Consider the following 18,203-nt stretch of genomic DNA (forward strand, 5'->3'; position numbering starts at 1 on the left):
CTCGCCCCGGCCCGGGCGGGCGTGCGAACTCAGACGTACGGTCGCCGCAGGTACGCGGCCCGCAGCGCCGCCAGGCCGATCGCCTTCGGCGACAGGGTGCCCCAGCCGGAGTTGAAGTAGTTCGTCCGCGCGATCCGCGGCCCGCGCTCGGCGTTGAGCGCCACGATCGCCGCCGGCACCGTGGCGATCCAGCCGGCCTGGTCGGGGACCTCGGCCGCCCGTACGCCCCACTCGGCGATCAGCACCGGGCGCGACAGGGCCACCGGGCCGAGGTCGGCCACCGCCCAGTCCTTCGTACGCCGGAAGCGGGCCAGGGCGGTGTGGGTGGCGCTGGTGGCGTAGACGTTCCACTGGAGAAAGTCGAGCCTGGTCATCAGCGCCTCGGGGTGGGTGCGCCGGTAGCAGGCCCGGTCGAAGCCGCCGACGCCGACCGAGAAGGTGGAGCCCTGCGGCAGTTCCTTGCTCTTGAACCAGTTCACGATGTATGTCACCGCCTGCACCGCGCGGGCGTCGGACTCGGCCCAGGTGTACGCCTTGCCGGCCTCGGTGGTGCCGAACTCGTGGTCGGTGTCCAGTTCGGAGGCGAGCTGGATGTTCACCCCGAAGCCCAGCGTCCGGTACTGCGCCAGCGCGCGGGCGAACAGCCCGTCGCACTGCCCGGCGAGCACCTGCCCGTACCCGTAGGCCTTCGGCCAGACGGTGCCCGGCCGCTGTTGGATGGTCATGGCGGGGGCCGGGACGGTGTAGGTCACCCCGTCGACGGTGAAGGTCTGCGGCCCGGCGTCGGGGGCGCCGTAGTGCTTGAGTTCCAGCACCATGTTCATCTGGACGCCCAGCCGGCCCAGGGTGATCAGCCACGGCCGGCGGTAGCCGGGGAAGACGTACCCGTCGGCGAAGCTGCGGTACTGGGTGAGCGAGCGGAAGTTCCCACCGGCCATGTCCGCGGTGGGATCGGCGCCCCCGGACAGGTAGTAGCCGCCGAGCACCGGCGACTGGACGCTGTAGTCGGCGGTGGCGGTGGCGGTGTGCCCACCCGAGTCACGCACCGTCACCGTGACCCGGGGCATCAGGCCACCGCCCGATAGACGGCCACGGCGCCGTTGTCGGAGATCCGGGTCCAGGTGCGGCCGGAGTCGTCGGTGACGGTGAGGGTGAGCGGGTCGATCACGGCGGTGACCTGCACCGGTGCGCTGCTGCTGCCGTGGACGTCGGTGACCACGAGGGTCACGCTCATCGGCTGCGTGTCGGCGTCGCCGTAGAGGGCGGTGAGGGTCATCGGCTGGCCGGGTTCGTAGATCGCGGCGTCGAGGGCGGCGGTCACGGTGGGAGCGGCCATGGCCTGCTCCTTCCTGGTGGTTCGCCGGGGGCGGCGGATGGGCCGCCACCCGGGGTGCGGGCTCGACGACCGGGGCGGCGCGCCGGTGCGACCGACTCCGGTCAGGAGTACGACCCGACGTCGGTGTCGGGTACGGGAGGAGGTGCGTGGCCCGCTAGCCGCAATCCCTCCACCTGCTACAACAGTGCGGTGTCCACCGACCGGTCGTCTTGTCCGTCATCAGACGGCATATCGGTCACGTAGGTGATTGCGGTAAACAACCAGAGTGCGCAGGATGCCCGTCGGGCCGCGCACCGTCGACGAGGAGCGTCGTGAAGTACCTGATGTTGATCTACGGCAACGAACAGGTCTGGAACAGCCTTCCGGCCGCCGACCTGACGACCCTCATCGGCGAGGTCGACGCATTCAACGAGGCACTGCGAGCCAGCGGCGAGCTGGTGGACAGCCAGGGCCTGGTGCCCCGTCCCCGCGCGGTGCGGATCGTGGGCGACGCGCCGGTGGTCACCGATGGGCCCTACCTGGAGGCGAAGGAGTACGTGGGCTCGTACTTCGTGGTGGACGTCGACAGCGAACAGCGGGCGCTGGAGATCGCCCGGTCGTACCCGGGACTGCGCTTCGCCCCGAGTGCGGGCGGTGGACTGGAGATGTGGCCACTGATGGGCGGGGGCGTCGACTGAGCGCGGTCGACCCGGTGGGCGACCTGCTGCGGGAACTCGCGCCCCGGGTGCTCGGCCCACTGGCCCGTCGCCACCGCGACTTCGCCCGCGCGGAGGACGCCGTGGCCGAGGCGGTGGTCGACGCCGTCGAGGCGTGGCGGCACGGCGGCGTGCCCGAACATCCCCTGGGCTGGCTGCGCACCGTCGCCGCCCGGCGTTACGTCGACCAGGTCCGCGCCGACACGGCCCGGCGACGCCGCGAACTGGCCCTGCTCGACGCCACCCCGCGCGATGCGCTGGTCGCACCGCCGCCCGACGCCGAACCCACCCGCGACGACCTGCTGGAGCTGCTGTTCCTGTGCTGCCACCCGGCGCTCGGGCCGGCCGCCCAACTCGCGCTGACCCTGCGCGCCGTGGCCGGGCTGACCACGGCGCAGATCGCGGCGGCATTCCTGGTGCCCGAGGCGACCATGGGGCAGCGGATCGTCCGGGCCAAGCAACGCCTACGGGAGGCCGGGGCCCGGTTCACCCCGCCCCCGCCGGCCGAACGCGCGGCGCGGCTCACCGTGGTGCTGCACGTGCTGTACCTGCTGTTCAACGAGGGTTACGCGGCCAGCGGCGGCCCGCGCCTGCACCGGGTGGACCTGACCGGCCAGGCGCTGCGCCTGACCCGTCGCCTGCACGACCGGCTGCCCGACTCCGGTGAGGTGACGGGCCTGCTCGCGCTGATGCTGCTGACGGAGGCGCGGGCCGCGACGCGTACCGGGCCGGACGGCGAGCTGGTGCCGCTGACCGAACAGGATCGCAGCCGCTGGAACCGGGCCGCGATCGCCGAGGGGACGGCACTGCTCACCGGCAGCCTGTCCACCGCACCGCTGGGGCCGTACCAGGTGCAGGCCGCCATCGCCGCCGTGCACGCGGAGGCACCGACGGCACCGGCCACCGACTGGGCCCAGATCCTGGCCCTGTACGAGCTGCTGGAATGTCTCGCACCCAACCCCGTGGTCACGCTCAACCGGGCCGTGGCGGTGGGCGAGGTGCACGGCCCCACGGCCGGCCTGGCCCTTCTTGACGAGGTGGCGGCGGGGCCGCTCGCCGGGCACCACCGGCTGCTGGCCGTCCGCGCCCACCTGCTGGAGCAGGCCGGCGAGCGCGCGGCTGCCGCAGCGGCCTGGCGGGGAGCCGCCCGCCAGGCCGGCAGCGTCCCCGAGCAGCGGCACCTGCTGCGCCGCGCCGCCCACTGCGAGTGACCGGCATCACATCCTGGTCCGGTCGAAGCACGCCGGCCGGCACCGATCCCACCCGTGTACGGCTCCCGGACGGGTGCCGCCGGACGGAACGGAGACGGGACATGACCAGGGTGACCGCGCAACTGTCGGTGTCGCTCGACGGGTACTACGCCGGCCCCCGGCACAACGGTGCCGGCGACTGGGTGGCCTCGGCCGAGAGCGCCGGGTTCTTCCGGGTCACCCGGTGGGCCACCGACGCGATGGCGTGGCGCGAGCGGCAGGGCTTCACCGGCGGTCTGCGGGACACGAACTCCGAGGTGGTCGCCGAGTCGTTCGAGACGGCCGGCGCGTACGTGATGGGACGCCGGATGGCCGACGGCGGCGAGGTGCCCTGGGGCGACGAACCGCCGTTCCGCGCCCCGGTCTTCGTGGTCACCCACCGCCCCCGGCCCACCCTGCTACGCGGGGGCGGCACCAGCTTCACCTACGTGACCGAGGGGGTGGCCGCCGCCGTCGACCGGGCGCGGGCGGCGGCAGGCGACCGAGACGTGGCGGTGGCCGGGGGCGGCAGCCTCGTCCGCCAGGTGCTCGTCGCCGGCCTGCTCGACGAGCTTGAGCTGCACGTGGTGCCGGTGCTCCTCGGCGCCGGGCTGAGCCTGTTCGACGGCGGCCTGGGCCTCGGCGCGTTCGACGCGATCGAGCTGAGCCCGGCCCGGGTGCTGCACACGCCGCAGGTCACCCACATCCGGTACGCCGTCCACGGCCGCGCCCCGCTGGTGTTCGACGACCGCGGCAGCGGCGGCGGCCCGACCACCGCGGTCGACTGACCGCCGGACGGCCCCCGCGCCGCGCCCCGGCGGTCAGCGGCTCACCACGGCTCGGGGACGTTCAGCGGAAGGCAGCGCTGCGTGCCGGGCACCGGCTGGTAGCAGGCCGACGCCTCCAGGTTGCCGGTGTGGTCGAACCTCGTGAAGGACCTGCTGCCGCCGTTGACGCAGGTGCCGCCGCTGACGGCCGTCCCACCGGTGACCTTGGCGGTGGCGCACCCGACCGTGTCGACGGTCTTCTGCACCGTGTTCACCGACGACCGCTCGTCGAACGACTGGTGCGCGCCGTAGCCGACGAGCCGCACCCCGGGCCGGGTCACCGTGTACTGGAACGCGGTCGGCGTGTAGTACGACCAGCTCGCCCCGGTGCCGACGGTCCGCAGCTGCGGGTCGGCGGCAGAGCCGGGGATGTAGAGGTGGTGGCCCTTGTCGTGGGTGGAGGTGCCCTGGACCATCCGGTAGACGATCACCAGTAGACCCTGGCTGTAGCTTCCCGTGGCGTACGTCAGGAAGCTGCCGTTGCCGCAGGTGGTGCGATCGGCCACGTAGCCCACCCCGTACGCGTAGAGCATCACCCGGGCGCAGCGCCCGTCGTCGGCGGTGTCCTCGATCGAGCCGACCGTGGTCGAGGTGCCGGAGTTGTCGGTGGCGTAACCGGTCAGCCGCACGCCGGGCAGGGTGCCCGAGTACTGGTATGCGGTCGGCTGGTAGTAGCTCCACGAGGCCGACCAGCCGCTACCCGTGGGCAGGGCCAGTGCGGGTGAGGCGGGCAGCAGCGCGGCCACGGCCGCGACCAGGACGGCGAGCAGAGCCGCCCCGGTCGTACGCCGTCCATGGTGGATTGCCATTGGTCCTCCCCTTCCGACGCGCGGAACACCCGGCGTCAGGGACGACAGTGGCGCACCGCCGGCTCGAAGGGGCGTCTCAGTCCCCTACAGGACATGTCGGATGCCCGCCGACTGCCCGGCTCGGCGCGCCCGAGCCACCCACTTGCCCGGGCCGCCCCTTGCCCGGGCCGCCCGACGGGTGCCGGCTCTCGGAGCAACCTCAGGACGGGGGCGACTGCCGCTCGCGGGGGCGGGCGCGCAGGTGGGCGCGTTCGCCCTGCCGGCCGAACAGGCTGAGGAACTCCACGGGCCGGCCGTCGGCGGCACCGAACCAGTGCGGGATCCGGGTGTCGAACTCGGCCGCCTCGCCGGGCGACATGACGAGGTCGTGCTCCCCGAGGACGACCCGTAGCCGCCCGTCGAGGACGTAGAGCCACTCGTACCCCTCGTGGGTCTTCGGATCGGGCTCACGCGGCCGGTCACTGCCCGGGATGATCAGCTTGTACGCCTGGATGCCGCCGGCCCGCCGGGTCAGCGGGAGCATGGTCATGCCATGGCGGGTGACGGGGCGCAGGTGCACCCGGGGGTCGCCGGTGGGCGGGGCACCCACCAGTTCGTCGAGGGTGACACCGTGGGCGCGGGCCAGCGGCAGCAGCAGTTCGAGGGTGGGCCGGCGGGTGCCGGACTCCAGCCGGGACAGGGTGCTGACCGAGACGCCGGTCTCCGTGGACAGGTCGGCCAGCGTGGTCCCCCGCTGCCGGCGCAGGTCGCGCAGGCGGGGGCCGACCGCGTCGAGCGCCTGGTCGAGGTCGTCGTCCATCCCGTCAGTTTGCCAGAACAGCAAGGGAACTTGCCATCCGGTGGCAACGGCCGACCTGGGGGCAGCTCCGCCACGGCCTTGCGGACGATCTCGACGGCCCGGCCGGCCCACCACTGTTCTGCGAGCGGACGACCGGGGTCAGGCCGTTCGACACGACCAGACCGTCCAACACGGCCAGGGTGACAACAAATAGATGGTTTGCGATGATGGGAGCGCTCCCGAGGCGTGTTCGTACTGATGGCCGATCCTGCCCGGTCGACCAACCTCATCGACGAACCCGAGCTCGGCCAGCTCCAGCGCTCGATTCCGACGAGAAGGAACAACTATGAGTTCGAGAGTAAGGAAGGCCGGGCTCGCACTCCTTGCCGCCACCCTGACCTTCGCCGGCACCGTTTACGGCGTGACCAGGTCGGCCTCGGCCGACGTCGTGGCCCAGCAGAACGCTTCACAGCTGGTAGCCGACATGGGTGCCGGCTGGAACCTGGGCAACACGCTCGAGGCCAACAACAACGGCATCCCCAGCGAGACGGCGTGGGGAAACCCGGTCGTGACGCAGGCCCTCATCGACCGGGTGCGAGCGTCGGGATTCAAGACGATCCGGATCCCGGTCTCCTACCTGGGGCACATCGGGGCCGGCCCGAACTACACGATCAACGCCGCCTGGCTGAACCGGATCCAGGAAGTCGTCGACTACGCCCACAGCCGGGGCCTGTATGTGCTGATCAACATGCACGGCGACGGGTACAAGACCGTCACCGGGTCCTGGCTGATCTGCGATGCGGCCGACCAGGCGACGATCAAGGACAAGTACCAGAAGGTCTGGCGACAGGTGGCGACCAGGTTCCAGAGCTACAACGACCGCCTCATCTTCGAGTCCATGAACGAGAACTTCGACGGGCAGTACGGCAACCCGACCCAGCCGTGCTACTCGAACATCAACGCGTACAACCAGATCTTCGTGGACACCGTGCGCCGGACCGGCGGCAACAACGCGTCCCGGTGGCTGCTGGTGCCCGGCTGGAACACGAACATCGACCACACCGTGGGCAGCGGATTCGTGCTTCCCACCGACCACAACCGGTCGTCGGCCATCCCTGCCAACGAGCAGCGGATCATGATCTCCGTGCATTACTACGACCCGTGGGACTTCGCGGGACAGGAAGACGGCACCATCACGCAGTGGGGCGCGGGCACGACGAACCCAGCGAAGAGGTCGGTCTGGGGACAGGAGGACTTCCTGGACGGGCAGATGAAGAAGATGTACGACACGTTCGTCACGCGCGGATACCCGGTATTCGTCGGTGAGTACGGCTCGATCGACAAGACGACGTACGACTCCGCGAGCAACCGCTACCGCGCGGACTACGCACGCGCCGTGGTGGCGACCGCCAAGAAGTACGGCGCAGCCACCGCCTACTGGGACAACGGCTGGAACGGGCAGCACGGCTTCGGCCTGTTCAACCGCAACTCCGCCACGGTGACCCAGCAGGGCATCATCAACGCCATCATGAGCGCCGTCGGCGGCAGCCAACCCACCACCCCGCCGACGACCCCACCCACCACGCCGCCGCCCACCACCACGCCGCCGACCACCCCGCCGCCCACCAGCCCGGGCGGCACCGGCGCCTGCCGGGTCAGCAGCGCGGTCAACGCGTGGAACACCGGCCTGACCAACAGCATCACCATCACCAACACCGGCACCGCCGCCATCAACGGCTGGGCTCTGGCCTTCACTCTGGCCGCCGGACAGACCATCGTCTCCGGGTGGAGCGCCAGCTACGCCCCGACCAGCGGCACGGTGACCGCAACCAACGCCAGCTACAACGGCACTCTCCCGCCGGGCGGCTCGGCCACCATCGGCTACCAGGCCAGCCACAACGGCAACGCCGCCGCCCCCACCGCATTCCGACTCAACGGCACTCCCTGCAACTGACCCACCACGACGGGGCCGACAGGCCGGGGCCGGCGAAGCGGCCCCGGCCCGTCGTGCGCTGCGGCCTATCGAGCAGGCCGAACAGCCCGTGGTGAGGCTCGTACGCAGCCAGGTGAGCACCGCCGCCGTCGCCACGAACACCGCTGTGTGGACGGTGGGTCACCGCTCTGCCCCGAACCCCCGGCCGGGCAGGCCGGCCGGTTTGGCGACTGCCCGACGAGGAGAGCCGCTCAGGTTCCGGCATCACGCGCAGTCCGCCCAGTCGGAATATTGCGGGGGTAAATCGGATCAAGTAACGTCACCGATCGTGAACACCGGACCGGCTCTACGCCACGCACGGATTGGCGACCCGGTGGAGGGCTGATCGCACGGCGGGTGCGGAGAGGGCACCCCCCAGATTCGGCACGTGGACCTCCCTGCGGCCTCGCACCACAGGTCCCTGTTTCGTGTCGAGCGCAGCGAGGTCAGCCGAATGACAGTCAGGTTCAACCACACCATCATCGCCGTCAAGGATCGCAACGAGTCGGCTCGGTTCTTTCGAGAGTTGTTGGAACTCCCGGAAGCACCGTCCTGGGGCGTGTTCACCAACATTCAGCTCACCGACGGCGTGCTGCTTCAGTTCGCCGAGCCACCGGTGGAGATTCAGATGCAGCACTACGCTTTCCTGATCGACGATGACCTTTTCGATCGGGCGTATCAGCGGCTGTGTGATCAGGGCATCGAGCACTGGGCCGATCCACAGATGCGACGACCCGGCGAGATCAACAACGAGCACGGCGGCCGAGGCGTCTACTTCAAGGATCCGGCCGGCCATGCCATCGAGCTGATCACCCGCCCGTACCTGTAATCCCAAGAAGTAGTTCCTGGCCGGGCATCCGCAACGGGTGCTCGGTCAGCGAACCAAGGTGACGCTTCGGGCCAACTGGATGTGGCGGTTACCCGAACCGTTCCGCCAGATGCGCTGCGGGCTGGAGAACGGACGCCCGGAGGACGCGACCTTTTGCAGGCGGCGAGTGCCGGGAAGGTGAGGCCAGCCTCACCTCTCCCGCAAACACCTCGCTTGCACTTTGTCACCGCGCGTCACTGCGATGCGTCGCATGTCCTCAGCGGATCGCGAGTCACCCTCGAAGTCCTCCTCCATCCGGCGTCTGCTCCACGACCGGTCGGTGGCGTTCCGGCAGGTGACGTCGGGTGTCTGCGCAGTGATCACGCTGATCACCGCCTGCGGCACCTGGGGATGGGCGCAATTGCGCTCACCAGAGGATCCGGCGCAGGACAATCTGTCTGCCACGTCAGCACCGACCGCGGCCGTTCCGCCCGGGCCAGCACCATCGACCACCCTGCCGGAACCGTCGACCTTCTGCCGGAACCGTCCACGCAGCCCTCATTCGTGGCCCGGGAAACAAAGTACCTGACCACCGTGGAGCCGGTTAAGGAGTATTCCTGGTGGGGAGAGTGGACCGATGCGCCGGCGACCGTCAACAATGTCGCTTACAAACGAGCGATGGCTACCTCGACATGCGGCTACGACCTTTACCGCGAGTATCTCGTCAAGCGCCAGTACAAGTACTTTCGGGCCGATGTCGGTATCGCCGACGACACCGAGGACGCCTCTGAAACGGAGGTGCACGTCGTCAACGAGGAGGGCAGGGTTCTCGAGCGTGCCACGGTCCGCCCGGGTACGCCGGTCTCCTTCGACGTACCGATCGATGACGTGCTCCGCCTGAGGCTCCTCGTCGTGGAAGGGGCTGCTGGACTCGCACGGTGGTATGGGGCGACGCTCGCATAGTGCGATAGGTGGCCTACGTGACGGTGCGTATCCCCTTTCAGCCGTCGTCGGTCAGTCGCCGCCCCGCGTCACTCGTCCCACCGTCACCGGCAGCGTCATCAACGTCGACCAGGCGGTGATCGTCCACGGGGCTGACCACGAGGAGACCCGGGAGATCGGCGACGTCCTCACCCGCCTACGCCGGGATGGCGGAGGAACGGGACAGACACTTCCCAACACGAGGATGCCCCGTCCAACCCGGGCGGCAGGCACTTCGAAGCCACCGGTTCGCACAGTGTCTTCCCTGGTGGGGCGGACGGGACTCGAACCCGTGACCGAGGGATTATGAGTCCCCTGCTCTAACCGGCTGAGCTACCGCCCCCTGCACCGCGCCGCATCCTATCCCGCCCGGTCGATCACCGGCCAGCATCGGCACTCCGCCGTCACCTGCGCCGCGCTCGCCGCAACAGCACGATGGGCAGCGCGAGAGTAACAGTGAGCAGCCAACCGACCACGATCACACCCCACAGCCACTGCTCGTCCGCGCCGGTGGGAGTGATGAACATGCCGAGGGTCAGCAACAGCGTGAGCCCGCCGACGCCGAGGGCGGCGACGCCGCTCAGCACCATCAGCGGCACTTCCCACCAGGCCCGCTTCGGTCGGGCCAGGTGTGCACGGGCCTCCCGGACGGCACGCGGCTGCGGGATGCGCTCGGGGTCGCGCGCCGGCATGGGCACCTGCCGGTCGGCGGGCACCGCGGCATCGATCGTGGCCATGGTCCGGGGGTGCATGTCGAACAGGGTGGGCTCGATGTGCAGCACGATGGCGTCGACGCAGACGAGCTGCCGTGCGCCGTCGGGCCAGGCGAGCATGGCGGCGCAGTCGGCCCAGCGTACGGTCAACGGGCCGGAGCCGCTGACGAGGCTGATCCCGTCGGGGCCGACGATCAGCCGGCCGTCACCGTCGCGCTCGTGGTAGGTGGTGCCGGGCAGCACCGCCTCGGAGTGGGTGGGCGCGGCGGTGAAGCCCGCCCAGTCGGCGCGGGTGCCGTCGGGCACCATCAGCAGCGCCGAAGCGCACACTTCCTCGGCCACCTCGTGCAGGTCGGCCACGGTGACGGTTTTCAGTTCGGCTCGGTGCTCGTCGATGGTGAGGTTCGGCTGCCCGGTGAGCAGGTTGAAGGCGTACGACGGCAGCCGGGCCGCGTCCACCTCGGCGGTGCCGAGCACGTCCTCCCGCTTGGCGACCACGGCGTCGAGGTCGGCCTGCTCGATCCGGCCGACCCGCAGCTTCGCCAGCACGTCGACGAAACCGCCGAGCACGGCGTCCTGCTTCTCGGCGAGCGCGTCGGCGAGGGCGCGCAGGGTGGCGTACCCGTCGCCGCGGGGGTCGTACCCGGTGGTGGTGGTGTAGGACAGGCCGGCGTCCTGCCGCAGCGCCCGGAAGAGTTCGCGTTCCAGCACGTCGGCGAAGACGCCCGCGGCGGTCCGCCGCCGCACCACCGCGTCGAGCACGACGGCCCGTGAGCCGTGGACGAAGTACGCCGGGGTGTGGGGCAGGGCCGTCGAGGCCGCCGGAACGGATTGTCGGGTCCCGGCGGGCAGGCCCAGCCTGAGACCCGCGGGCACCCGGTCACCGGTGATCCACAGAACGGCGTTCTCTCTGGTGAACCATCGGGCGGCCCACTCGCGCAGGTCGTCGGCGGTGAGGCGGGCGAGCCCCCACTCGGGGTAGCTGCTGAGGCCGAAGTTCCGCGCGCCGTGCCGCCACAGGGGAATGTCGTCCAGTGGGGTGCCGCCCCGGCTGCTCCACTCGGTGCGCAGGATCTCCTTCTCGATCTCCAGCCGCCCGGTGGGCAGGTCGGAGAGGCTGGCGCAGACGGCGGTCAGGAAGCCCTTGATGTCCTGCTCGGAGCCCTGCATGTGGAAGGTGGTGAACACGGGCGCGGTGGCGCCGTTGAAGTGGTAGTCGGCCAGCCCGAGGGGGGCGAGCGCGAGGTGTTCCAGCAGGTGGGTGATGCCGGCTCGGTGGAGCGTCTCGTCGGCGGTGCCGACCCGGAAGGTGAGCCCGGCGCGCATCGGCCCGCCGGTGGGGGCCAGCAGCGTCGGCACCCCGTCGGTGTCCAGGTGTTGGATCACGGCCGCCCACCCTTCGCGTACGCCTTGTCGCGGTACTTCTGGAACTGCTTCTCGCCGTCGCCGAAGTAGCCGAACATCGACGTGTGACCGAACGGCTCCATGGCCGCGAACTGCTGGGCGGCCGACTGCCACTCCCCCATGAGGCAGAAGGCGAGGGCGAAGGTGCTGCGGGTCATCAGCCAGCCCCACGTGTGTCGGAAGTCGGGGTGCCAGATCGATCGCTGGGCGGCGGCGTGGATCTCGTCGCGTACCCGCGCACCGCACAGCAGGTCGCGTGCGGAGGCGAGGTCGCCGTGGTCGAGGGCCTGCTCCAGGTGGGCCTCGACGACCAGCACGGCGTGCGGGCCGCCGACCGGGGCGGCGTCGACGCACTCCCGGGCGAAGTCGTGCGCCCGCTCCCAGCTGCCGCTCCACTTGGGGCAGAACTGTTGCAGCAGCGAAGCCTGTGCCGGCAGGTGGTGCGGGGTGTGCGCGGCGAGGCGGTCGTAGCGGCGGCGGGCCTCGGCCTGGCCGACTTCCAGGCCGCGGGCGCTGGTGATCCGCTGCGTCCAGGCCGCCGACTCCTGCGGATGACGGGCGGTGACGTCGATGAGCACCTGTTCGGCCTGACGCAGGTGGTCGAAGAACCGGGCGAACTGCTCCCGGCTGACGTACTGCGCGCGCCGTGCCGTGCGGATTCTCCAACCTGCCTTGATCAGGTGTGCCCCGAGCATGGTGGCCGCCAGCGGATCGTCCGGGTACTCCGCGACGATCTTGCGCAGGAAGCCCTCGATGTCGGTCTCGTCGCTGACCTCGTCCACCAGGACCGTCCGGCCGTAGGGGTCCTGCGCGTCGACGAGCGCGCGCAGGGCCGGCCAGTCGCGGGCCGCAAGCGCCGCGCGGGCCTGGCCGACCTGGGGGTACGCCGCCGCGGCGTCGAAGGCGGGCGGCGGGATCGGTGCGGGCATGGCGAGGATGATAGGTGATCATCATCGAGGTGGTGATCCCCGTTTCTCACCCCCGACGCAGGTGCTCCAGCACCGCCCCGGCGGCACGCCAGCCGCTGGCCAACGCCCCTTGGATCGACGGGCTGTCCCGGTGGTCACCGGCCACGAACAGGCCCTCTCCCAACGCGACCGGCTTGCGCAGCCGCCCCTGCGGGGGTGGGGCGGCGGGCAGCGCGTCGGGGATCGACACGGTGGTCAGGTGCTCCCAGGCGGCGGTGGACCGACCGTACAGCCGGGCCAGTTCCACCCGTACGGCCGGTTCGGTCGGGGCCGTGGGGCCGACGACCGAGGTCGCGACGAGGTGCCGTCCGGCGGGGGCGTAGCTCGGCGCGGCCCGGCTGACCACCACGGTGTTGGCGACCATCCCCCGGCGGTCGCCGTCGACGAGCAGGATCGGCTCGCGCAGGGGCGGCTCGGCCGTGGCGTGGTAGTAGGTCGTGTAACCGTGCATGCGTACCCGGGGCAGGGCGGGCAGTAGCGCGCTCGCCGCAGGCGGGTCGACGGCGACCACGACCGCACGGCAGGCGACGTCGCCGCCCGGGGTGCGTACCCGGCCGGGGGCGACCTCGGCCACCGGCGTGGCCAGGTCGATCAGTTCGGCAGGCAGTGCTTCGGCGACGGCCCGGGGCAGCGCCGCCATGCCCCCGGCCGGCAGGCCGATCCGACCGCGGACGAACGAGCGCAGCACCATGGCGAGCACATGGCTGGAGGTTTCCAGTTCCCGGTCCACGAACACCCCGGACAGGAACGGACGTAGCACCTCCTCGATGATCTCGTCGGAGAGGCGGGCGCGGCGCAGCGCCGACTCGGTGGTGGTGTCGGGTGTGGTCAGCAGCCGACCGGGCGGCAGGATGGCGCAGCCGGCGGCGAGGGCGGCGAAGCGCAGCCGGTCGGCCACGGACCCGACGCCGGCCAGCGCCGTGCGGGGTGCACCCGCCGGCTCGCGCAGCGGGTTGACCAGCCGGAGCAGGTCGTGGCCCCGGCGTACGAGGACTCCGGAGGTGAAGTACCCCAGCCCGAGGCGCTCGATGTCGAGCAACGTGCCGAGGCGGGGATAGGCGGTGTTGAGCACCTGGAAGCCCCGGTCGAGCAGGTAGCCGTCGACGGTGTCGGTGGCGACCCGACCGCCGAGCCGGTCGGCGGCCTCCAGCAGCCGCCAGGGCACACCGGCCCGGTGCAACCGGCGGGCGGCGGCGAGCCCCGCCAGGCCGCCTCCGACGACCACCACCTCGGTCGCAGCGACCATTGCGCACTCCCCTCCGGGTTCGGCCGACACCCCGTGTCCGGCCCGACCAGCCCGCCCTGCACGGCCGACTCCGGATACCCACCGCCCCGGAATCGACGCGCAAACCGACGCATGATGAGTCTACGGTCACTGAGCTGGCGGGGCGGGCGACCCACCTCCCGACCGATCGGTGCAGGTCGGCCGGCCCCGCTTCGTTGCGGTCCAGGTCGACCCCCAGCGCAGCCTCCCGAGCTGAGAGCACGGACGAGGCACGGGCTCACGGGCCAGACACCGACCGGCAGCAGGAAAGAACCCGTTGCCGCCGGCGCGAGGAACGCTGCGGGAGACCGATGGCACTGACGATGCAGCGCGGGAGGATCGGAAGGCATGCACTGCCGACCTCGCCAGGACGTCGAGGGCCACAAGGGCGCGCGGTCACCAGGGCCGGGAAAGGGTTCGCATGCCGAGGGGTCGCATGCCGAGGGGTCGGAGGCCGAGACCGGTCGGGGACTGCGTCCGATGAACGACGAACGCCCGCCGGCGGTGGCCGACGGGCGTCAGGTGGTGAAGCTCCCCCGTTTGGACTCGAACCAAAAACCTGCCGGTTAACAGCCGGCTGCTCTGCCAATTGAGCTACGGGGGATCGCGCCTGCCGCCCACCGCGGATCTCTCCGGCGCTGTGCGACGGGACAAGAGTACAGGATTCCGGGGGGCAATGGTCCAGGGGGTGACCGACCCGGTTCACACCGCCCGGACATGACCAGAAAGTTGGGCAAATCGCCATCAGGGCACAGGGAGGTATGAGCGCGGAGCAGGATGGGTAGTTAGCTGCCGACAGAGGATGTAGGCGCGAACTGGTCGCACCCGGCGGGACAACCCGGCGGGACGACGGCGCGCCAGGTACGAGAGGAGCCGCCATGCGCGGAAAGATCATGTTCCTTGGCGGGCTGGCTGCGGGATTCGTCCTGGGCGCCCGTGCCGGCCGGGAGAAGTACGAGGAGCTGATGGTCCGGGGCCGCAAGGTTCTCGACCACCCGACCGTCCAGGAGGCGGCCGGCGTGGCGCAGGCCCAGGCCAACCGGCTCTACAGCGAGGGCAAGGACAAGCTCGGCCAGTCCAAGCTCGGTGAGAAGCTGAACAACGGCAACGGCAGCAAGCAGAGCCTGACGGCCGCCGACGACACGTTCGCCGGCACGCCGGCCACGGTCGGCGCGAAGTCCGGTTCCGCCTCGTCGAGCAGCTCGGGCTCGACCAGCTCGTCGGCCACCACGACGCCCCGCAGCAAGCCGTCCGGCTCGGGCACCAACGGCAGCACCGTCTGACCGTCCGCACCCTGAACGGGCCGGCCGCCACTGGCGACCGGCCCGTTTGCGTGAACGGCCCGTTTGCGTGACCGGCCCGGTCAGTCCCCGCTGCTGAAGGCGGCGTCGAAGGCCGCCGACGGGGCGTCGAAGGCGAGCCGGCGCACGAACTGCAGAGCCTCGGGGGCACCGACCAGGCGGTCCATCCCGGCGTCCTCCCACTCGATCGAGATGGGGCCGGCATAGCCGATCGCGTTCAGGGCGCGGAAGCAGTCCTCCCAGGGGACGTCGCCGTGGCCGGTGGAGACGAAGTCCCAGCCGCGCCGCATGTCCGCCCAGGGCAGGTGGGAGGCCAGCCGCCCCCGCCGACCGTCGCCCGTACGCACCTTCGCGTCCTTGCAGTCGACGTGGTAGATCCGGTCGGCGAAGTCGAAGATGAAGTTGACCGGGTCCAACTCCTGCCAGACGAAGTGCGACGGATCCCAGTTCAGCCCGAACGCGGGTCGGTGGCCCACCGCCTCCAGCGCCCGCTTCGTCGTCCAGTAGTCGTACGCGATCTCACTCGGGTGGACCTCGTGGGCGAAGCGCACCCCGACGGAGTCGAACACGTCGAGGATCGGGTTCCACCGGTCGGCGAAGTCCTGGTAACCGCGCTCGATCATCGCCGGCGGGACCGGCGGGAACATCGCCAGGGTGTGCCAGATGGACGAGCCGGTGAAGCCGACCACCGTGTCCACCCCGAGCTTCGCGGCCGCTCGGGCGGTGTCCTTCATCTCCTCGGCGGCGCGGCGGCGGACCCCCTCGGGCTCCCCGTCACCCCAGATCCGGGCGGGCAGGATGCCCTGGTGTCGTTCGTCGATCGGATGGTCGCAGACCGCCTGACCGACCAGGTGGTTGGAGATCGCGTACACGCCCAGGTGGTGCTTGGCGAGTGTCTCCCGCTTGCGCTCGACGTAGGAGTCGTCGGCGAGCGCCCGGTCGACCTCGAAGTGGTCGCCCCAGCAGGCGATCTCCAGACCGTCGTACCCCCACTCGGAGGCGAGCCGGCAGACCTCGTCGAACGGTAGATCGGCCCACTGGCCGGTGAAGAGCGTGATGGGACGCGCCATTGTCCTTCTCCCCTGTCGTCGTGATGGGGATTCCGTACGTGCGGGACCGGGGCGAGGGGTGACCGGCCGAGCCGGTGCGGCGGCGGACGGGCACGGACCGGTGGGCACGAAGACATACCTGGGCCCGGCGGGTTGCGCCTCCCGCCGGGTCACCGGCCACCTGCACGGTCGCCACCCCCACTCTATTTCCGCCGGGGCGCGTTGCGGAAGGCCCTGCACCGGTCAGGCGTCGCGGCGGCGCAGCAGCACGGTGGCGGTGCCGACGAGGGCCACCAGCCAGCCCACGAACACCGCCGCCCCGGCGCCCGGGGAGAGCAGGTCCTGGTGGGACGAGATGGACATGAACGCCTCGCCGGCGTTGGACGGCAGGTACGGCGAGACCGCGTCGGAGACGCTCTCCGGCAGCAGCGAGATCACGCCGGGCACGACCAGGAGCAGCGCCACCACGGTGGTGATCGCCCCGGCGGTGTTGCGCAGCAGCGCGCCCACGGCCATGCCGAGCACGCCCACGCCGGCCAGGTAGACCGCCGCGCCGAGCACCGCCCGCACCACGCCGTCGTCGCCGAGGGAGACGCCCTCGTCGCCGAGGAGGCCCTGGGCGCCGACGAAGGTCAGCAGGGCGGTCGGCACCAGCACCGCGAGGGAGACACCGGCGAGAACGGCGATCTTCCCGACGAGCACGGGCCAGCGCTTCGGCACCGCGGCCAGCGAGGAACGGATCATCCCGGTGGAGTACTCGCCCGCGACCAGCAACACCCCGAGGGTGCCGATCAGTAGTTGGGCGAGGTTGACGCCGCCGAGACTCGCGCCCAGCGGGTCGAGCGAGGAGGGGCCGCCGGGCGGTGCCGGCGTGCCGGGCTGCGGCGGGTTGTCCGCCAGCACGGCGGAGAAGGCCAGGCCGAGCCCGGCGAACAGGGCGACGGTGGCGATCAGCATGATCACCGACGAGCGCAACGAACGGAACTTGATCCACTCGGCGCGCACCACCCGGGCGGGGGTGACCCGCGCGTCGGCGGGGACGGTGGCGGTTGCCGGGGTCAGGGTGTCGGTGCTCATCGGGCGGTCCTTCCGGCAGCGGCGGGCTCGGCGGCGTACTCGACCGCGTCGCGGGTCAACGTCATGAACGCCTCCTCCAGCGAGGTCTGCTGGGAGGACAGTTCGTGCAGGGTGAGGCCGGCGGCGGCGGCCCGGTCGCCGATCTGCTCCCGGGTCAGCCCGGTGACCTCCAGCAGGCCGGGCTCACCGCCGGTCACCGTCACGTCCGGGCCGACCAGCAGGTCACGCAGCGTGGCCGCCTGCGGCGAGCGGACGCGTACGGTGTCCTGCGCGGCCTGCGCGACGAACTCGGCGACGGACACGTCGGCGATGAGCCGACCCCGGCCGACCACGATCAGGTGCTCGGCGGTCATCGCCATCTCGCTCATCAGGTGCGACGACACGAAGACCGTCCGGCCCTCGGCCGCGAGGCCCCGGAGCAGGTCCCGGATCCAGCGGATCCCGTCCGGGTCCAGGCCGTTGACCGGTTCGTCGAGCATCACGACCTTCGGGTCGCCGAGCAGCGCGGCGGCGATGCCGAGTCGCTGGCCCATGCCGAGGGAGAATCCGCCGGCCCGCTGGTCGGCCACCTCGTGCAGGCCGACCAGGTCGATCACCTCGTCGACGCGTCGACGGCCTATGCCGTGGGTGGCGGCCATGGCGAGCAGGTGGTTGCGGGCGGTACGGCCGGAGTGCACGGCCTTCGCCTCCAGCAGCGCGCCGATCTCCCGCAGCGGGGCGGCGTGGTCGGCGTACCGGTGGCCCCCGACGGTGACGCTGCCGGAGGTGGGGGTGTCCAGGCCGAGGATCATGCGCATGGTGGTGGACTTGCCGGCGCCGTTCGGTCCGAGGAATCCGGTGACGAGACCCGGTCGTACCTGGAAGGTCAGGTCGTCGACGGCGACCTTGTCGCCGTAGCGCTTGGTCAGGTTGGTCACATCGATCATGCGACCAACGATCGCCCGCGTAGTCGGGCCCCCGCGTCGGCCAGCGGCGGACACCTGGACGTACCG

At 71.2% G+C, this 18,203-nt stretch carries 17 protein-coding genes and 2 tRNA genes; 7 read left to right on the plus strand and 12 right to left on the minus strand.

The window, feature by feature from the left end; all coding sequences use genetic code 11:
* Positions 1-29 precede the first annotated feature (29 nt).
* Together GA0070616_RS05720 and GA0070616_RS05725 are read right to left on the minus strand one after the other, a co-directional pair.
* The gene (locus tag GA0070616_RS05720; protein WP_091077411.1) at positions 30-1,067 is read right to left on the minus strand and encodes a hypothetical protein; all 1,038 of its coding nucleotides are present in this window, start codon (positions 1,065-1,067) and stop codon (positions 30-32) included.
* Positions 1,067-1,336 carry a hypothetical protein gene (locus GA0070616_RS05725; protein WP_091077414.1) on the minus strand — a complete coding sequence of 90 codons (270 nt, stop codon included), beginning with the start codon at positions 1,334-1,336 and terminating at the stop codon, positions 1,067-1,069. The genes GA0070616_RS05720 and GA0070616_RS05725 overlap by 1 nt, the downstream gene beginning before the upstream one ends.
* Before the next feature lie 311 nt (positions 1,337-1,647).
* Between GA0070616_RS05725 and GA0070616_RS05730 the strand changes: the two genes are divergently transcribed.
* From GA0070616_RS05730 to GA0070616_RS05740, 3 genes are all read left to right on the plus strand, one after another.
* Positions 1,648-2,013, plus strand: a complete 366-nt coding sequence (locus GA0070616_RS05730) for a YciI family protein (protein WP_139128847.1) — start codon at positions 1,648-1,650, stop codon at positions 2,011-2,013.
* A complete protein-coding gene (locus tag GA0070616_RS05735; protein ID WP_245712673.1) occupies positions 1,983-3,242 on the plus strand; it encodes an RNA polymerase sigma factor in 1,260 nt (419 codons plus the stop codon). Before GA0070616_RS05730 ends, GA0070616_RS05735 begins: the two co-directional genes overlap by 31 nt.
* 101 nt (positions 3,243-3,343) lie before the next feature.
* Complete coding sequence (locus tag GA0070616_RS05740) at positions 3,344-4,048, plus strand: dihydrofolate reductase family protein (protein WP_091077416.1); 705 nt, start codon at positions 3,344-3,346, stop codon at positions 4,046-4,048.
* A gap of 41 nt (positions 4,049-4,089) precedes the next feature.
* On the opposite strand, the gene GA0070616_RS05745 is transcribed toward GA0070616_RS05740, so the two are convergent.
* Together GA0070616_RS05745 and GA0070616_RS05750 are read right to left on the minus strand one after the other, a co-directional pair.
* Positions 4,090-4,896 carry a hypothetical protein gene (locus GA0070616_RS05745; RefSeq protein WP_091077419.1) on the minus strand — a complete coding sequence of 269 codons (807 nt, stop codon included), beginning with the start codon at positions 4,894-4,896 and terminating at the stop codon, positions 4,090-4,092.
* 199 nt (positions 4,897-5,095) lie between these two features.
* The gene (locus GA0070616_RS05750) at positions 5,096-5,695 is read right to left on the minus strand and encodes a helix-turn-helix domain-containing protein (RefSeq protein ID WP_091077422.1); all 600 of its coding nucleotides are present in this window, start codon (positions 5,693-5,695) and stop codon (positions 5,096-5,098) included.
* A 325-nt stretch (positions 5,696-6,020) separates the two neighbouring features.
* Here GA0070616_RS05750 and GA0070616_RS05755 point away from each other — a divergent pair, with 325 nt between their 5' ends.
* From GA0070616_RS05755 to GA0070616_RS05770, 3 genes are all read left to right on the plus strand, one after another.
* Positions 6,021-7,628 carry a cellulase family glycosylhydrolase gene (locus GA0070616_RS05755; RefSeq protein ID WP_091077426.1) on the plus strand — a complete coding sequence of 536 codons (1,608 nt, stop codon included), beginning with the start codon at positions 6,021-6,023 and terminating at the stop codon, positions 7,626-7,628.
* Between the two features lie 406 nt (positions 7,629-8,034).
* Positions 8,035-8,475 carry a VOC family protein gene (locus tag GA0070616_RS05760; protein WP_245712674.1) on the plus strand — a complete coding sequence of 147 codons (441 nt, stop codon included), beginning with the start codon at positions 8,035-8,037 and terminating at the stop codon, positions 8,473-8,475.
* Positions 8,476-9,018: 543 nt separating this feature from the next.
* Positions 9,019-9,417, plus strand: a complete 399-nt coding sequence (locus tag GA0070616_RS05770; RefSeq protein ID WP_175439990.1) for an NPCBM/NEW2 domain-containing protein — start codon at positions 9,019-9,021, stop codon at positions 9,415-9,417.
* 284 nt (positions 9,418-9,701) lie between these two features.
* Here GA0070616_RS05770 and GA0070616_RS05775 read toward each other — a convergent pair.
* The 5 genes from GA0070616_RS05775 to GA0070616_RS05795 form a co-directional block, all read right to left on the minus strand.
* Positions 9,702-9,778, minus strand: a tRNA-Ile gene (locus GA0070616_RS05775).
* Positions 9,779-9,839: 61 nt separating this feature from the next.
* Positions 9,840-11,534 (minus strand): M16 family metallopeptidase, encoded by a 1,695-nt coding sequence (locus tag GA0070616_RS27995; RefSeq protein WP_091077441.1) that lies wholly within the window; start codon positions 11,532-11,534, stop codon positions 9,840-9,842.
* On the minus strand, positions 11,531-12,481 hold the full coding sequence (locus GA0070616_RS05785) for a hypothetical protein (protein WP_091077445.1): 951 nt from the start codon (positions 12,479-12,481) through the stop codon (positions 11,531-11,533). Before GA0070616_RS05785 ends, GA0070616_RS27995 begins: the two co-directional genes overlap by 4 nt.
* Positions 12,482-12,527: 46 nt before the next feature.
* Entirely contained in the window at positions 12,528-13,766 is a 1,239-nt protein-coding gene (locus tag GA0070616_RS05790) for an FAD-dependent oxidoreductase (protein ID WP_091077449.1), read from the minus strand.
* Between the two features lie 549 nt (positions 13,767-14,315).
* Positions 14,316-14,388: transfer RNA gene (locus GA0070616_RS05795), tRNA-Asn, on the minus strand.
* Positions 14,389-14,662: 274 nt separating this feature from the next.
* Here GA0070616_RS05795 and GA0070616_RS05800 point away from each other — a divergent pair.
* A complete protein-coding gene (locus GA0070616_RS05800; protein WP_091077453.1) occupies positions 14,663-15,067 on the plus strand; it encodes a hypothetical protein in 405 nt (134 codons plus the stop codon).
* 80 nt (positions 15,068-15,147) lie between these two features.
* On the opposite strand, the gene GA0070616_RS05805 is transcribed toward GA0070616_RS05800, so the two are convergent.
* From GA0070616_RS05805 to GA0070616_RS05815, 3 genes are all read right to left on the minus strand, one after another.
* Positions 15,148-16,155, minus strand: a complete 1,008-nt coding sequence (locus tag GA0070616_RS05805) for a sugar phosphate isomerase/epimerase family protein (RefSeq protein ID WP_091077457.1) — start codon at positions 16,153-16,155, stop codon at positions 15,148-15,150.
* Between the two features lie 222 nt (positions 16,156-16,377).
* Positions 16,378-17,211 (minus strand): ABC transporter permease, encoded by an 834-nt coding sequence (locus GA0070616_RS05810; protein ID WP_091077461.1) that lies wholly within the window; start codon positions 17,209-17,211, stop codon positions 16,378-16,380.
* Entirely contained in the window at positions 17,208-18,137 is a 930-nt protein-coding gene (locus GA0070616_RS05815; protein WP_091077464.1) for an ABC transporter ATP-binding protein, read from the minus strand. Before GA0070616_RS05815 ends, GA0070616_RS05810 begins: the two co-directional genes overlap by 4 nt.
* Positions 18,138-18,203: the final 66 nt, after the last annotated feature.

Source organism: Micromonospora nigra, from assembly GCF_900091585.1.
GTDB classification, from domain to species: Bacteria; Actinomycetota; Actinomycetes; order Mycobacteriales; family Micromonosporaceae; genus Micromonospora; species Micromonospora nigra.

What these genes read in the sequence shown, in the direction of transcription:
- GA0070616_RS05720 (WP_091077411.1), bottom strand. Translation starts at nt 1,067, where the DNA reads ATGCCCCGGGTCACGGTGACGGTGCGTGACTCGGGTGGGCACACCGCC.
- GA0070616_RS05725 (WP_091077414.1), bottom strand. Translation starts at nt 1,336, where the DNA reads ATGGCCGCTCCCACCGTGACCGCCGCCCTCGACGCCGCGATCTACGAA.
- GA0070616_RS05740 (WP_091077416.1), top strand. Translation starts at nt 3,344, where the DNA reads ATGACCAGGGTGACCGCGCAACTGTCGGTGTCGCTCGACGGGTACTAC.
- GA0070616_RS05745 (WP_091077419.1), bottom strand. Translation starts at nt 4,896, where the DNA reads ATGGCAATCCACCATGGACGGCGTACGACCGGGGCGGCTCTGCTCGCC.
- GA0070616_RS05750 (WP_091077422.1), bottom strand. Translation starts at nt 5,695, where the DNA reads ATGGACGACGACCTCGACCAGGCGCTCGACGCGGTCGGCCCCCGCCTG.
- GA0070616_RS05755 (WP_091077426.1), top strand. Translation starts at nt 6,021, where the DNA reads ATGAGTTCGAGAGTAAGGAAGGCCGGGCTCGCACTCCTTGCCGCCACC.
- GA0070616_RS05785 (WP_091077445.1), bottom strand. Translation starts at nt 12,481, where the DNA reads ATGCCCGCACCGATCCCGCCGCCCGCCTTCGACGCCGCGGCGGCGTAC.
- GA0070616_RS05790 (WP_091077449.1), bottom strand. Translation starts at nt 13,766, where the DNA reads ATGGTCGCTGCGACCGAGGTGGTGGTCGTCGGAGGCGGCCTGGCGGGG.
- GA0070616_RS05800 (WP_091077453.1), top strand. Translation starts at nt 14,663, where the DNA reads ATGCGCGGAAAGATCATGTTCCTTGGCGGGCTGGCTGCGGGATTCGTC.
- GA0070616_RS05805 (WP_091077457.1), bottom strand. Translation starts at nt 16,155, where the DNA reads ATGGCGCGTCCCATCACGCTCTTCACCGGCCAGTGGGCCGATCTACCG.
- GA0070616_RS05810 (WP_091077461.1), bottom strand. Translation starts at nt 17,211, where the DNA reads ATGAGCACCGACACCCTGACCCCGGCAACCGCCACCGTCCCCGCCGAC.
- GA0070616_RS05815 (WP_091077464.1), bottom strand. Translation starts at nt 18,137, where the DNA reads ATGATCGATGTGACCAACCTGACCAAGCGCTACGGCGACAAGGTCGCC.